17 protein-coding genes are annotated in these 13,554 nt (G+C 59.1%); 7 read left to right on the top strand and 10 right to left on the bottom strand.

The annotated features are described in order from the left end of the window. Positions 1 to 47 precede the first annotated feature (47 nt). The gene (locus BLR72_RS05625) at positions 48 to 677 is read left to right on the top strand and encodes a TetR/AcrR family transcriptional regulator (RefSeq protein WP_091945977.1); all 630 of its coding nucleotides are present in this window, start codon (positions 48 to 50) and stop codon (positions 675 to 677) included. Next, complete coding sequence (locus BLR72_RS05630; RefSeq protein ID WP_091945979.1) at positions 674 to 1,117, top strand: SET domain-containing protein-lysine N-methyltransferase; 444 nt, start codon at positions 674 to 676, stop codon at positions 1,115 to 1,117. Before BLR72_RS05625 ends, BLR72_RS05630 begins: the two co-directional genes overlap by 4 nt. Here BLR72_RS05630 and BLR72_RS05635 read toward each other — a convergent pair. From BLR72_RS05635 to BLR72_RS05645, 3 genes are all read right to left on the bottom strand, one after another. Further along, a complete protein-coding gene (locus tag BLR72_RS05635; RefSeq protein WP_091945982.1) occupies positions 1,114 to 1,590 on the bottom strand; it encodes a DUF2214 domain-containing protein in 477 nt (158 codons plus the stop codon). The genes BLR72_RS05630 and BLR72_RS05635 overlap by 4 nt on opposite strands. Beyond that, positions 1,587 to 1,970, bottom strand: coding sequence for a DUF6152 family protein (locus BLR72_RS05640; RefSeq protein WP_091945985.1), 384 nt, complete (start codon positions 1,968 to 1,970; stop codon positions 1,587 to 1,589). The genes BLR72_RS05635 and BLR72_RS05640 overlap by 4 nt, the downstream gene beginning before the upstream one ends. A gap of 91 nt (positions 1,971 to 2,061) precedes the next feature. Further along, complete coding sequence (locus BLR72_RS05645; RefSeq protein WP_091945988.1) at positions 2,062 to 3,807, bottom strand: adenylate/guanylate cyclase domain-containing protein; 1,746 nt, start codon at positions 3,805 to 3,807, stop codon at positions 2,062 to 2,064. A 218-nt stretch (positions 3,808 to 4,025) separates the two neighbouring features. Between BLR72_RS05645 and gatB the strand changes: the two genes are divergently transcribed. From gatB to BLR72_RS05670, 5 genes are all read left to right on the top strand, one after another. Beyond that, a complete protein-coding gene (gatB, locus tag BLR72_RS05650; protein WP_091946657.1) occupies positions 4,026 to 5,528 on the top strand; it encodes an Asp-tRNA(Asn)/Glu-tRNA(Gln) amidotransferase subunit GatB in 1,503 nt (500 codons plus the stop codon). Beyond that, entirely contained in the window at positions 5,529 to 6,038 is a 510-nt protein-coding gene (locus BLR72_RS05655) for a GNAT family N-acetyltransferase (protein WP_091945991.1), read from the top strand. Then, positions 6,035 to 6,523: a GNAT family N-acetyltransferase gene (locus BLR72_RS05660; RefSeq protein WP_091945994.1), complete on the top strand. Its 489-nt coding sequence runs from the start codon at positions 6,035 to 6,037 to the stop codon at positions 6,521 to 6,523. The genes BLR72_RS05655 and BLR72_RS05660 overlap by 4 nt, the downstream gene beginning before the upstream one ends. A gap of 76 nt (positions 6,524 to 6,599) precedes the next feature. Then, a complete protein-coding gene (locus BLR72_RS05665; RefSeq protein WP_091945997.1) occupies positions 6,600 to 7,004 on the top strand; it encodes an NADH:ubiquinone oxidoreductase subunit NDUFA12 in 405 nt (134 codons plus the stop codon). 140 nt (positions 7,005 to 7,144) lie between these two features. Beyond that, a complete protein-coding gene (locus BLR72_RS05670) occupies positions 7,145 to 7,534 on the top strand; it encodes a DUF2155 domain-containing protein (protein WP_244506622.1) in 390 nt (129 codons plus the stop codon). 55 nt (positions 7,535 to 7,589) lie between these two features. On the opposite strand, the gene BLR72_RS05675 is transcribed toward BLR72_RS05670, so the two are convergent. The 7 genes from BLR72_RS05675 to BLR72_RS05705 all read right to left on the bottom strand — a co-directional run bounded on the left by BLR72_RS05675 (position 7,590) and on the right by BLR72_RS05705 (position 13,391). Beyond that, on the bottom strand, positions 7,590 to 8,003 hold the full coding sequence (locus BLR72_RS05675; RefSeq protein WP_027231430.1) for a VOC family protein: 414 nt from the start codon (positions 8,001 to 8,003) through the stop codon (positions 7,590 to 7,592). A gap of 143 nt (positions 8,004 to 8,146) precedes the next feature. After that, positions 8,147 to 8,716 (bottom strand): leucyl/phenylalanyl-tRNA--protein transferase, encoded by a 570-nt coding sequence (aat, locus tag BLR72_RS05680; protein ID WP_244506645.1) that lies wholly within the window; start codon positions 8,714 to 8,716, stop codon positions 8,147 to 8,149. A gap of 41 nt (positions 8,717 to 8,757) precedes the next feature. Then, entirely contained in the window at positions 8,758 to 10,116 is a 1,359-nt protein-coding gene (gene accC / locus BLR72_RS05685) for an acetyl-CoA carboxylase biotin carboxylase subunit (RefSeq protein ID WP_027231428.1), read from the bottom strand. A 31-nt stretch (positions 10,117 to 10,147) separates the two neighbouring features. After that, the gene (accB, locus tag BLR72_RS05690) at positions 10,148 to 10,627 is read right to left on the bottom strand and encodes an acetyl-CoA carboxylase biotin carboxyl carrier protein (RefSeq protein ID WP_091946006.1); all 480 of its coding nucleotides are present in this window, start codon (positions 10,625 to 10,627) and stop codon (positions 10,148 to 10,150) included. A 37-nt stretch (positions 10,628 to 10,664) separates the two neighbouring features. Then, complete coding sequence (gene aroQ, locus BLR72_RS05695; RefSeq protein WP_091946660.1) at positions 10,665 to 11,108, bottom strand: type II 3-dehydroquinate dehydratase; 444 nt, start codon at positions 11,106 to 11,108, stop codon at positions 10,665 to 10,667. 124 nt (positions 11,109 to 11,232) lie between these two features. Next, positions 11,233 to 12,024 carry a DsbA family protein gene (locus BLR72_RS05700; RefSeq protein ID WP_091946009.1) on the bottom strand — a complete coding sequence of 264 codons (792 nt, stop codon included), beginning with the start codon at positions 12,022 to 12,024 and terminating at the stop codon, positions 11,233 to 11,235. A gap of 50 nt (positions 12,025 to 12,074) precedes the next feature. Further along, on the bottom strand, positions 12,075 to 13,391 hold the full coding sequence (locus tag BLR72_RS05705) for a M48 family metalloprotease (protein ID WP_244506646.1): 1,317 nt from the start codon (positions 13,389 to 13,391) through the stop codon (positions 12,075 to 12,077). Between the last annotated feature and the right edge of the window lie 163 nt (positions 13,392 to 13,554).

Raw genomic sequence — 13,554 nt, forward strand, 5'->3', positions numbered from 1 at the left:
GATAAATCCTCATATTATAGGAGTCAAGAAAAATGTGAGGAATACTCATGAATGACACTGGCATCGTGGCAACAGAGTCGGGGACGCGGCGCGAACCCACACAAAAACGCAGCCGCGAACGGGTTGAGCGCATATTGGCGTGCGCCTCGGCGCTCATTGAAAAAAGCGGCAGCGATGCCATGCGCATGAGCGATGTCGCCGAAATGGCAGGCATATCGATCGGTTCGCTCTACCAGTATTTCCCCGACAAGGCGGCAATCATTCGGACGCTGGCGGAGCGCTATAATGTGGCCGGCCAGCAATGCATTGCCGAAGGACTGGAAGGGGTTAGCGACAAGGTGGGTTTGCGCCGGGCGTTCGGCGAATTGATCGATATTTATTATGCTATGTTCCTGGCCGAGCCGGTAATGCGCGATATCTGGTCCGGCATGCAGGCCGACAAGGCGCTGCGCGATATCGATCTTGCCGATAGCCGCATCAATGGCGCGGTCCTGGCGAGCGCCCGTGCACGCGTCAATCCCGTTGCCGACCGAACCGAACTCGAACGGTCGAGTTTTCTCATCATGCAGCTTGGCGAAGCAACGATGCGCCTTGCCATCTCGGTCGACCGGGCGGAGGGCGATGCGTTGGTTGAGCACTTCAAGAACATGGTCTTGCGGGAGATGGATCAAGAATGAGCAAGCCGACGATCGATACCTGCGCCGAAATCTTCCTCAACGGCGAAGCGCTTATCGAGACTATTCCAGATACATACGTGGCAAAGAGCGGGCTGCAGGGGCAGGGGCTCTTCACCAGCAGGGCTTGGGCGAGGGACGAGGTGCTTTGTGTTCTCGATGGTCAGTTGGTGGAAGCGAAGCGTTACCCGGTCTTGCTGACGGAAATGGAATGGAATGCGCTGCCGGGCGAAATGCTGCTGGTTCGTCCCTTGCGCACGAGCTACGGCTTTATCAACCACAGTTTCAATCCCAGTATCGAGATCGGCGCCGACTATCGCACCATGCGGGCAATACGCGCCATCGCCGCAGGCGAAGAACTGACTCTCGACTATGCGGTGCAGCCGGTACCCGACGGCTACATGCAACGGGACGATACGACGTTCATGCAGGACGACGACTAGATAAAACCGATCCAGCGTCCCGCAATGACGGCGCATATCCAGGCGGTCAACGATATGAGCGCGGCGATGCGCGCTCCGCCGGACACTTGCTTTTCGAACCGCCAGGACCGGCTGCGGCTGAGCAGCAATGCGTTGCCCAGACCCAGCGCGATCAAGGCAAGTTTGGCAAGGAAGGCCGGGTTGTTGACGTATGCTACCGGCCGCACGGTGAACAGGATGATCCCCGTCAGTATGGCAAGCGCGATGCCCGTTGCCGCTACGCGGATGAGAGGCGGCGCAAGCATGTTCACAGGGTACTGCTTGAACAGGCCGAGAATGCGAAGATCAAGCGTGACGATGGCGCCGATGAGCAGGCCGACGGATATGATATGGACGGCGTTGGCGATCAGATATGCAATCTGATAGCGCCGCAGCAGCACGGCGACCGGCCATTCGGAGAGTCCCTGCAGCAGCTCGACGAAACCGCTGTTCACTGCGTTTTTATTCGCTCGGGATAAAGATCATAGGTCTTGCCCGCGACCGAAATCCTCACCGCTTTCATACGCTTCTCTTGCGGGTCAGTGGAACGGTTGCCGAGCGCGATGATTTCATCACCTTCTTTTGCCGACCCCTCAACGAATCCGGCGCGCGTGGTCTGGTTGTGATTGGCGAGTTCGATGCGCCAAAGGCCATCGCCCGCCGTTTCGACATCAAGGGTCGGGTGCGGCGGCCCAATATAGATTTCCCGGATAATGCCGCGAAGTTCGATCTGGTCGGCTTCGGCCCAGGACCAGCCGTGATGTGCGAGTGCGCCCGTGGCGAATATCGCTGCAACGGCGGCACCACTGAAAATTCGGCCTAGCAACGCCTGCATGGCTGCCTCCCTTTTCAATTGCCTGACAGGTCAAACTATCCCACCGATAAGCGGGAAGGCCAAACAACAGTCTTGTGAAGGCCGGGCAGCGTCACTCGGGCAGCCCGGCCTTGCGATATCCCTCGACAAACAATTGCCGCGTCTCCGGATCACGGAAGGGCTGCGATTCCGCCCACTTTCCAATGGAAAAGTTGGGGTTGTTGGCCATGAAGAGCGCTGCCTCCTGGCGCGCCTCGTTGAGATTTCCAGCCTGGGCAAGGCTTGCCGCAAGAATGCGTCGGGCTCCAGTGCGGTATGCGGGGCTGCCGCGCACGGTTTCGATCGCTTTTTCAAATTGCCTGGCGACGTAATATACGAGGCTCTGTTCCCAATAATAGGAGGCGGTCGGATGCGGATTTAGCCTGAACGCCTGTTCCATGACGTCCATGGCTTCGCTCGCTCGTCCGGCAAAGGCCAGAAGTTCTGCACGAAAGATCAGCGCGTCCGCCGAGTTCCGATCCATTGCGATCGCTGCATCGAACGCCGCGTCCGATTCCGACCATCGCCCTTCATAGGCAAGGAGATAACCCAATATCCATCGACTTTGAGCGTCATTGGCATCGAGGGCCACTGCTTTTTTAGCCATTTCAAGCGACAGTCTGCGGTTATCCCCGGTAGCATCCATGGCATTTGCCCAAGTGGACCACAGATTGAATGCCAACCAGCCATAGGCTTCGGCGTAAGATGGATCGATTGCGATCGCCTGCTGGAGCAGGACGATGGATTCGTAGATGGCTTCAGGGGATCCGGCGGAATTCCAGCCAAGCGAGCGCGCGCGCACGCAAAGATCATAGGCTTCCATGCTCTTTGGGCGATTGCGCATGGGCGGGACGATAAGTCGTCCAACAAGCGCCTCCACGATCCTTGCCGCCACGTCGTCCTGCACCGCAAAAATATCCTCGATCTCACGGTCGTATCGCTCGGCCCACAGGTAGCCGCCGAGCGTGTCTACGAGCTGAACGTTGACGCGCACTCTCTCTGCGGAACGGCGGGCGCTTCCCTCGAGCAGGTAACGCACGCCAAGCTCGGTGGCGATCTGGCGGACGTCCACTGGTTTTCCCTTGTAGGCAAAGGCTGAATGCTGGGCGATGACGAAAAGGCCGGGCGTGCGCGAAAGCTCGGTAATGAGGTCTTCGGTAAGCCCATCGGCGAAGGCGCCATGCTCGGCATTGGCGCCCATCGTGTTGAACGGCAGTACCGCAATGGACGGCCGCGGCGGCAACGACAATGGCGTGGACTGACCACCATCCGCTCCTGGCGGCTGCTGCGGACACGGCCGGACGCGGTAGGCATGAACCGACTTGGCGAAATTCTTCATCGAAACGGGCCCGAGATCGTCATACTCCGCAACGACCTCACGACAGACCTGATCGAATACGTTGGACGAGATCGTTATGTCGCCGGCGTTGCCATGACTTTCGAGCCTTACGGCGAGATTGACGCCGTTGCCGTAGAGGTCCTTGCCCTCGACGATGACATCGCCGAGGCTGATACCGATGCGCAGCACATACTGGCGGGTCTCGGGCAATCCTTCATTGGCCGCGTCCATGTCCCGCTGCAGTTCCACGGCGCAGCGAACCGCGCTTGCGGCGCTGGCAAATTCCGCAAGAATTCCGTCGCCGAGGATTTTAACGAGGCGCCCCTCGTGGCGGAGCAGCAGCGGGTCGAGAACATCGCGGCGCCGGGCCTTCAGACGGGAGAGGGTGCCTGCCTCATCCTGCTCCATATGGCGCGTATAGCCGACCACGTCGGCGACGAAAATCGCAGCGAGTCGTCGTTTGACACGTTCATCTGCCATATCAGGTGTCGCCCCCGATCCCCATCTGACGCACTCAGTTAATCACGGTGTTTGGCATGCGCCAAGTCGGTGTATTACTGCGTGTCTGCCCTGCTTGCTATTGCATCAGAGGGATTAGGGCCTGGCTTTCAGCCATTCGCATATGAGAAACACTTGCCTGACCGAGCGGATTGCACTAGCCAATAGAACACACGAATGAGCCAGGAATGACAGGCAGCATGACTTTAGTTGATACCCGTACGCCCGACCCAAAGCGTTTCATATCCGGCGCCACAGGCGATTGGGAAATCGTTGTCGGCATGGAGGTCCATGCCCAGGTAACCTCAAACTCGAAGCTGTTCTCCGGTGCGTCGACGGAGTTCGGCGCCGAGCCGAATGCCAACGTGTCGCTGGTCGATGCGGCGATGCCGGGCATGCTGCCGGTGATCAATGAGTGGTGCGTGCGCCAGGCGATCCGGACAGGTCTCGGACTCAAGGCGCAAATCAATCTCAAGTCGGTGTTCGACCGCAAGAACTATTTCTACCCCGACCTGCCGCAGGGCTATCAGATCTCGCAGTACAAGCAGCCCATCGTCGGCGAGGGCACGATGACCATCTCGGTGGGGCCTGACCGAAAAGGCGACTTCGAAGATATCGAAATCGGCATCGAGCGACTGCACCTCGAACAGGATGCGGGCAAATCGCTGCACGACCAGAACCCGACCATGTCCTATGTCGATCTCAACCGGTCCGGTGTCGCCCTGATGGAGATCGTATCGAAGCCCGATTTGCGCTCCTCGGACGAGGCGAAGGCCTATCTGACGAAGCTGCGCACCATCGTGCGCTATCTCGGCACTTGCGACGGGAATATGGACGAAGGATCGATGCGCGCCGACGTCAACGTGTCGGTACGCCGTCCGGGCGGTGAGTTCGGGACGCGCTGCGAGATCAAGAACGTCAACTCGATCCGTTTTGTCGGACAGGCCATCGAATATGAGGCCCGCCGCCAGATCGGTGTCCTCGAGGATGGCGGCGCCATAGACCAGGAAACCCGACTTTTCGATCCGGTCAAGGGTGAGACACGTTCCATGCGCTCAAAGGAAGAGGCGCATGATTACCGTTATTTCCCCGACCCGGACCTTTTGCCGCTCGAGTTCGAACAGGCTTACGTCGATACGCTGAAGGCCGATCTGCCCGAGCTTCCGGACGACAAGAAGTTACGCCTCGTGAATGAGCAGGGATTGTTGGTCTATGACGCGTCGATCCTCGTCACCGAAAAGGCCATTGCCGACTATTACGAGGCCGTAGCCAAGGGCCGCGACGGCAAGCTTTCCGCCAACTGGGTGATCAACGATCTCCTCGGGGCGTTGAACAAGGCGGGCAAGGGCATCGAGGAATCACCGGTATCGCCGGACCAGCTCGGCGCTGTCCTCGACCTTATCAAGGAAGGCACGATTTCCGGCAAGATCGCCAAGGACCTCTTCGAGATTCTCTGGACCGAAGGCGGCAACCCGCGCGAACTGGTTGAAAGCCGGGGCATGAAGCAGGTTACCGACACCGGCGCGATCGAAAAGGCTGTTGATGACGTCATTGCCGCCAACCCGGACAAGGCGGAACAGGCAAAGGCGAAACCGACGCTCGCCGGATGGTTTGTCGGCCAGGTGATGAAATCAACCGGTGGCAAGGCCAACCCGCAGGCGGTCAGCGATCTCGTCAAGGCGAAATTAGGGATTGTCGAGTAAATGTGGGTTCGCAGCGCCACGAAAGAGGATCTCGACGCCGTCCACGAAATGCTGGTTACTACCTGGCACGCAACATATGACGACGTATATGGAGCCGAGAAAGTACAGGCGATCACCGGCCGCTACCATTCTCTGGAGGCGTTGAAGAAGCAGTTGGCCAAGCCCTATTCGGAATTCATCATCGCCGATGATGGTGCCGATATTCTCGGCATGGCCTATGCCTCGCAGAAAGATCACAGGCTGTCGATCCTCAACCAGCTCTATGTTCATCCCGAGCGCCAGAAGCAAGGCGTCGGCTCGCTGTTGCTGGCCGAAGTCGAAAGCGCGTTTCCCGGCGTCTTCTCGATGCAGCTTGAAGTTATCGAGGCAAATCAGAAAGCTATCCGCTTTTATGAAAGCAGGGGGTTCGAGCGGACGAATAACCGGATCGACAATTGGGGCGAGCCGAATTCAGGTATCTCGGTTGTTGTTTTCGAAAAATCGCTGACTGGCTACGAGCTGGCGCCGTGAACGCCGGTAAGGATGTTTCGTTCCGGGAAGCGACGCGCGCCGATCTTCCCGCGCTGATCGCGCTGTTTGCCGACGACGCAATCGGCGGCCATGGCGATACGACCGATCCTGCGGCATTGCCTGACTATGAGCGGGCCTTCGCCGCTATCGAGGCCAGTCCCAATGATCTGCTCTTCGTCGGCATACTGGGCGGCGAGGTGGTCGCCACGGCGCAGGCCACCTTCATAACATCGCTGACCGGCCGTGGTACCCGACGAATGGCGATCGAGGCGGTGCAGACCCGCTCCGACATGCGCGGCAAGGGCATCGGGGCAAAACTGATCAACCACTGTCTCGATGTTGCGCGCGAGCGCGATATCGCGCTCGTGCAACTCACCTCGAATGCCAAGCGCCCGGACGCCCACCGCTTTTACGAGCGGCTCGGATTCGAGAAGAGCCATGCCGGTTTCAAATTGCGGCTGGCACCCGCTCACGCGGCAACTTGACCCTTGCCATTCCTTGGTGATACCGCCATAAACCCTTGAGTTGCCAAAGGCTGAACGAGATCGTTCGAGGATTGCCATGAAGACTTTCATCACCCAATTTTTCACCTGGTGGAACGGGCAGACGCTCGGGACCCGGTTCTTTACCTGGCGCAAGGGTACGAAGGTCGGCGAGGATGAACTCGGCAATATTTATTACGAGGGCCTCAGCACATTCGATTCGGAAGGGCGCAAGCGCCGCTGGGTCATCTATAACGGCTATGCCGAAGCCTCGGCGATTCCGGCTGGATGGCACGGCTGGATGCACCATCGGGTCGACACGCCCCCGTCGCAGGAAAACTATAAGCCGTATGGCTGGGAAAAGAGCCACCAGCCCAATCTGACCGGTTCACCAGCCGCTTATCGCCCCAAGGGCTCCATTGCCCATGGCGACAATCGTCCGACCGTCACCGGCGATTACGATGCCTGGACGCCTGGTGCCTGATCCGATCTTCTTCTGCCACAATTGATCATTATCGACTGGCTGGAATCGAAATCCCCGACACCGCTAACCCCGGAAGTGCAATGATCCGCTCGACCCTGACTGTTCCCTTTCGCGCCAGGTTTGCACGGATGATTGGAGTGATGGCCACAGCCGCTGCAGTTGCGGCCACCGCGATTGCTTCGGCGCGGGCGGATGAAAAGATCACCAATCCGATTGCTGTATTTTCAGGGCTCGACAAGATTACCGGCCGCATCACCACATTCGACGTCTATATCGGTGAGACCGTGCAATTCGGCGCCCTGCAGCTGACACCGCGCGTCTGCTATACGCGCCCGGATACCGAGGCACCGAAAACGGATACGTTTGTCGAGGTCGACGAAATCACCCTCGACCGCAAGATCAGGCGCATCTTCTCAGGCTGGATGTTTGCCGACAGCCCTGGTCTCAATGCCGTCGAGCATCCCGTTTACGATGTCTGGCTGAAGAGCTGCAAGCAGAAGTCGGATGTGCCGGCGCCGGCAAAGAGCTGAATTCGCTATAGCGCGCCCGGCCGACACCAGCGTGCCGGCCGTCCGATGCGATCAGTTACATCGGCTTCGGGCAGTTGACGATCCAGGGTGTCCCGTATTTGTCGGTAAACATCGCAAAGCGCTGAGCCCAGGAGGTTTCGCCGAGCGGCATCAGCACGTGTTGCGCGTCTTGTGACAGGGCAGAGAATATGCGCTCCGCTTCCGCAGGCGTGTCGACGTTGATGGCGACCGTCATGCCCTGCGCCTTCTGGAAATAGGGCGGCGGTGCATCTGATGCCATCAGCACGTTGTCGCCGATATGCAATGTCGCGTGCATAATATTCTTGGCAAGTTCCTTCGGCATATCGTTGCCTTCAGGCATTTCGTCGAAACGAATCATCGCGACGATCTCGCCGCCGAGTACGCCGGCATAGAAGTTGAAAGCCTCTTCGCACTTTCCATCAAAGTTCAGATAAGCATTGATCTTCACGACAATTCTCCTTGTTCGTCGGGTTATTCCCTCCCTAAGACGAACGAGTGCGCACCGGGTCGACATTCTCTTTCAGAAAAAATTGCGCGGCACCCGCCCGCAAGAAGACATACACCGACAATGTGGAAGCGGGATGTCGCCGTTCAGAATTCCGCGGACTGTGCCAGTGCGTTTTCCAGCATCTTCTGGTACTGGCGGCGCGGCACCTCGACTGCACCGAAGCTCTCGAGATGGTTCGTGGTGAACTGCGTGTCGAGGAGCGTAAAGCCCTTCTCGCTCAGGTGGCCGACGAGATGGACGAGGCAGACCTTGGAGGCGTCGCGCTCGCGCGAAAACATGCTTTCCCCGAAGAAGGCCGACCCGAGGGCGATACCGTAGAGCCCACCGACGAGGCGGCCGCCAAGCCAGGCTTCCACGGTATGGCAGTAACCGAGTTCGAACAGCTTGCCATAGGCCTCGCGGATCGGCTGGTTGATCCAGGTGCGGGAACGCTCGCCCGACCCGCTGGCGCATCCGGCGATGACGCCGGCGAAATCGCTGTCGAGCCGGATGGAGAAGCGACCCTGGCGCACGGTCTTGCGCAGGCTGCGCGAGACGTGAAAATTCTCGAACGGAATAATGCCGCGCTTTTCCGGGCGCACCCAGAATATTTCTGGATTGTCGGCCTCTTCGGCCATCGGAAAGACCCCGGTCGCGTAGGCACGCAACAGCAACGCGGGGTCGATTTTGAAAGGTTCTACCGGGTTCTTGCCCGTCATGCCTCTTCTTCTGCGGTATCTCCGGCCAGATATTTCTCCAGCCAGTGAATGTCATAATCGCCATTGGCGATATCAGGATTGTTGATCAGATCCTGGAAGAGGGGAAGTGTGGTCTTTATGCCGTCGACGACGAATTCATCGAGCGCCCGGCGCAGGCGCATCATGCATTCGACGCGGTTGCGGCCATGAACGATGAGCTTGCCAATGAGGCTGTCATAATAGGGCGGGATCTTGTAGCCGGAATAGACGCCCGAATCGACGCGAATGCCAAGGCCGCCGGGTGTGTGAAAATGCGTGATCTTGCCCGGCGACGGCGTGAAAGTGCGCGGGTCTTCGGCGTTGATGCGGCATTCGATGGCGTGGCCGGAGAAGCGAATCTCCTCCTGGGTTACCGAAAGCCCGCCGCCCGAGGCGACGCGAATCTGCTCATGTACAAGATCGATGCCGGTAATCGCCTCGGTCACCGGATGCTCGACCTGAAGACGCGTGTTCATTTCGATGAAATAGAATTCGCCATTTTCGTAGAGGAACTCGATCGTGCCGGCCCCGCGATAGCCCATGTCGGCCATGGCGTTGGCGCAGATCATGCCGATGCGCTCGCGCTCGTCGGAGTTCAGGGCTGGTGAGTTGGCCTCTTCCCAGACCTTCTGGTGCCGCCGCTGCAAGGAACAGTCGCGTTCGCCAAGGTGTACCGCCTTGCCATTTCCATCGCCCATGACCTGGACTTCGATATGGCGGGGCTTTTGCAGGTATTTTTCAATGTAGACGGCATCGTCACCAAAAGCGGCACCGGCTTCCGTGCGCGCCGTGGACAGCGCGATCGACAGTTCGTCCTCGTTGAGCGCCACCTTCATGCCGCGGCCGCCGCCACCGGCGGAGGCTTTAATGATAACCGGATAGCCGATCTCCGCCGCGATGCGCGCAGCTTCCTTGTCGTCGGTGACGCCGCCATCGGAACCCGGTACAACCGGAATACCGAGGCGCTTCGCCGTACGCTTGGCTTCAATCTTGTCGCCCATGACGCGGATATGCGCGGCGGTAGGCCCGATGAAGGTGATATTGTGCGCCTCGAGGATCTCGGCGAATTTGGCATTTTCCGACAGGAAGCCGTAACCGGGGTGAATGGCGTCCGCGCCGGTGATTTCGCAGGCGGCAACGATCTGATGAATATTCAGATAGCTTTCGCGCGAGGGCGGCGGTCCAATGCAGACGCTTTCGTCGGCGAGCCGTACATGCATGGCATCGGCGTCGGCGGTCGAATGGACAGCCACCGTCTGGATGCCGAGTTCCTTGCAGGCCCGCAGAACGCGCAGGGCGATTTCACCGCGGTTGGCTATGAGAATTTTCTGAAACATCACGCTCTCGATTCACCCACGGGGTCCGGCATCATTCAATCACGACCAGCAGCTCGCCATATTCGACGGGCTGGGAATCCGCTACGAGGATTGCGGTGACTGTGCCGGCGCGCGGCGAGGGGATCTGGTTCATGGTCTTCATCGCTTCGATGATCAGAAGCGTCTGGCCTTCTTTCACCTGGGTACCGACCTGGATGAAGTCGCGTGCGCCGGGTGCGGGCGCAAGATAGACGGTCCCGACCATTGGTGAGGGGATGGCATTCTTCGAGGGATCGGCCGCGGGCGCTGCCGCCGGCGCAGACGCTACGGGCGATGCTGGCTGAGCGGGACCGGCCGCCGGAGCCTGCGCATAGAACGGCTGCGGGGCTGCCGCCTGCACGGTGACCTGGCGCGAAACGCGGATGCGAAGATCGCCCTGCTCGATTTCGATGTCGGTGAGGTCCGTATCGTTCAGTATTTCCGCGAGATCGCGGATCATGACCTTGTCGATCCCGGTGGTTCTGTTAGCCATGCTTTTTCAAGCCCCTTATTCTGATTGGCACTGCCAGCTACTGCGGCGTTGCCAGCTTGATGAGTGCGCGCAAGCCCATCAGGTAGCCGTCGGCCCCGAAGCCACATATCACCCCTTTGGCCAAAGAGGAAACGTAGGAGTGGTGGCGGAACGACTCGCGTGCGTGGATGTTGGAAAGGTGAACTTCCACCAGCGTTACAGATGCCGCCCTTATGGCGTCATGCAGCGCGATGGAGGTATGCGTATAGGCGGCGGGATTGATCAACACCAATGCCTTCTGCTCGCCTGCCTCCTGTATCCAGCTGACCAGATCACCCTCATGATCGGACTGGCGGAAATCAATCTCGCAGCCGAGTGCCTCGGCTTCGGTCCGGCACATGGCTTCGATGTCGTCCAAAGTCACGGCGCCATAGATACCCGGCTCACGCTTGCCAAGCATGTTGAGGTTTGGGCCGTTGAGGACGAAGATCGTTTGCTTCATGATTACCGGACGGTTCGAAAATGCTGGTCCCATATAGACGGCTTATCGGCAAGCGAAAAGCCTGCAAAGTCACGTTATTGCTTGTCCACAACGGGTTTTCGCAGTCAGAAGTAAATATTCAGACCTATTTGTTGCGAATATGGCTGATCCGCTCGGCCAATGCGTCCGCACCGAGGGCGCCCGGCACTACTTCAGTTCCGACGACATAGGATGGAGTGCCGGTGATGCTGAGGTTATTTGCGAGGTCGTAGGTTTCCTGGAAGCTCTTTGTGATCTCAGGCGAATTCATCTTTTCGCGGATCTGCGCTTCATTGGCGCCGAGCTTGACGGCGATCGCCATGGCCGAAGCTTCGGTCGCACGTCCTTCGCCGCCGAGAAGGTCGCGGTGGAATTCGAGATATTTTTCGGGCATGACCGCCTTGAATGCCTTGGCGACGATATGCGCCCGCGTCGAATCGGCCCCGAGGATCGGGAATTCCTTCATGACGAAGCGCAGGTTCGGATCGCTCTTCAGCAACGCGTCCATATCGGGGAGCGCCTTCTTGCAGTAGCCGCAATTATAGTCGAAGAACTCGACGATGGTCACATCGCCCGTGGGATTGCCGAAAACAGCGTCATTGGCGGACTGGAATATCTTGTCCTTGTTTTCGCCGATAACCTGCGTCGAGGCTTCCTTCTGCGCCGCTTCCTGCTTGGTATTGAGCGCGGTCTGAACTTCGAGCATGACCTCGGGATTGTTGATCAGATAGTTGCGCACGATGCCTTCGATCTCGGTGCGATCGGTGGTCGAAGCGGTGACCGCGGTCTTGTCTGGCGCGGAGGCCATGAGATCGGTCTGGCCCGCGTGATAGCCGAGCGCCAATGCGGCGATGCTGACGAGGCCGGCGGCTGCGCCAATCAGAGCGACTTTTGCCATTATGGAGTATCCTTTTTCAAAAACTGTGTCCCCTGAGGGATTGCCGCATCTTACTTGCGCTTGGCGCTGATAATGTCCTGAGCCTGTATCCACTCGGGCGAGCCGCTTTTCAAGCCACGTTGTGCACGGGTCGCGAAGATTTGAGCGTCCTGGATCTTGCCCGAGTAGAATTTTTCGTTCGCGCTGGCGAGATCGGAGAGCGCCATGTCACCCATCTGTCCGTAGGCCTGGGCCAGATAGGCGTATCCGGCCGGGGACTCGCGGTCGCGGCCTATGCTCGTCTTGAGTTCGTCGACGGCAATCTTGAGGTTCGCCGGCGTTCCCGTCAGCATCAAGGCGCGGCCGTAGTTCATACGGATCAGGCCCGACTTGCGCGGATCGAGTGAACTTGCTTTCTCGAAGGCGTTTGCAGCATCCTGCACCTTGTTCTGCTTTAACAGCATTTCGCCGCGCATCTCGTAGAAATACGGGTTCTTCGGTTGCTCCTTGATCAGCGGGTCAAGCTTGGTCAAGGCCGATTGCGCCGAGCCATTGAGATAGGTGGCGATCGCGTCGCCGTAACGGGCCCCGATATTTTGCGGATCCTTGCGGAAGGTTTGCAGGACGCTGGCGCCCCCGCCGGTATAGGCGGCTATCTTGCCGCGCATCAGATCATGGCGCTGCTGCAGGGCAGGGCTGTCCTTCTTGTCGAAATAGGGGCTTGCCCGTGCCAGCGTCTCGAGGTTGGCAATGCGCTCACGCGGCAGCGGGTGGCTGATGCGGTAGGGATCCATGCGCGTGCCCGTCAGCGACAGGGCGTTGGAGAATCGCTCGAACGTCGTGAGCATGCCCTTGGCCGATTGTTGGGTTGCGGCAAGGTAGGTTATTGCTGAACGATCCGCCGCCATCTCTTCCGTGCGCTGATAATTGAGCAGGCTGCGCATCGCGACTTCCGGCGCGCCCATCGCAATACCGGCGCCTGCCTTCGACAGGCCGCTCGCGCCCGCAGCGGCGCCGCCGACGATAGCGCCGACGCCGAGAAGACCCGCTACCACGGCCATGGTCTTGGCGTTGGCCAATTGCTCGCGCAGCTTGAATTGGTGGCCGCCGGCAAGATGGCCGGTTTCGTGGGCGATGACGCCGATGATTTCATTGGGCGTTTCGGCTTGCAGCAACGCGCCGGTGTTGATGAAGATGCGGCGCCCGTCAACGAAAGCGTTGAAACTGCTGTTGTTGACGAGGACGACCTTGATCGCACGCTTGCCGAGGCCAGCCGCATTGATGATCGGCGTTGCGTAGTCTGTAACCAGCGCCTCGATCTCGGCATCGCGGACGATCGGCAATGATTGGGACTGCGCAAGCGCGACTGCACCTTGGGCGACCACCATTGCGCCCGCGGTCAGGGCGATGAGGGCGGGGCGCATCAGGGACGCGAGCGATTGGCACGAACTGCGAATTGTCATCATGGCCCCATTGGTATCGAAATCGAACTTCGAATGAAAGGGAGCCCAAGCTCCTCCCACCTTGTGAAATCTGCCCAATTCGGCAAAT

Source organism: Phyllobacterium sp. YR620 (assembly GCF_900104165.1).
GTDB lineage: Bacteria > Pseudomonadota > Alphaproteobacteria > Rhizobiales > Rhizobiaceae > Phyllobacterium > Phyllobacterium pellucidum.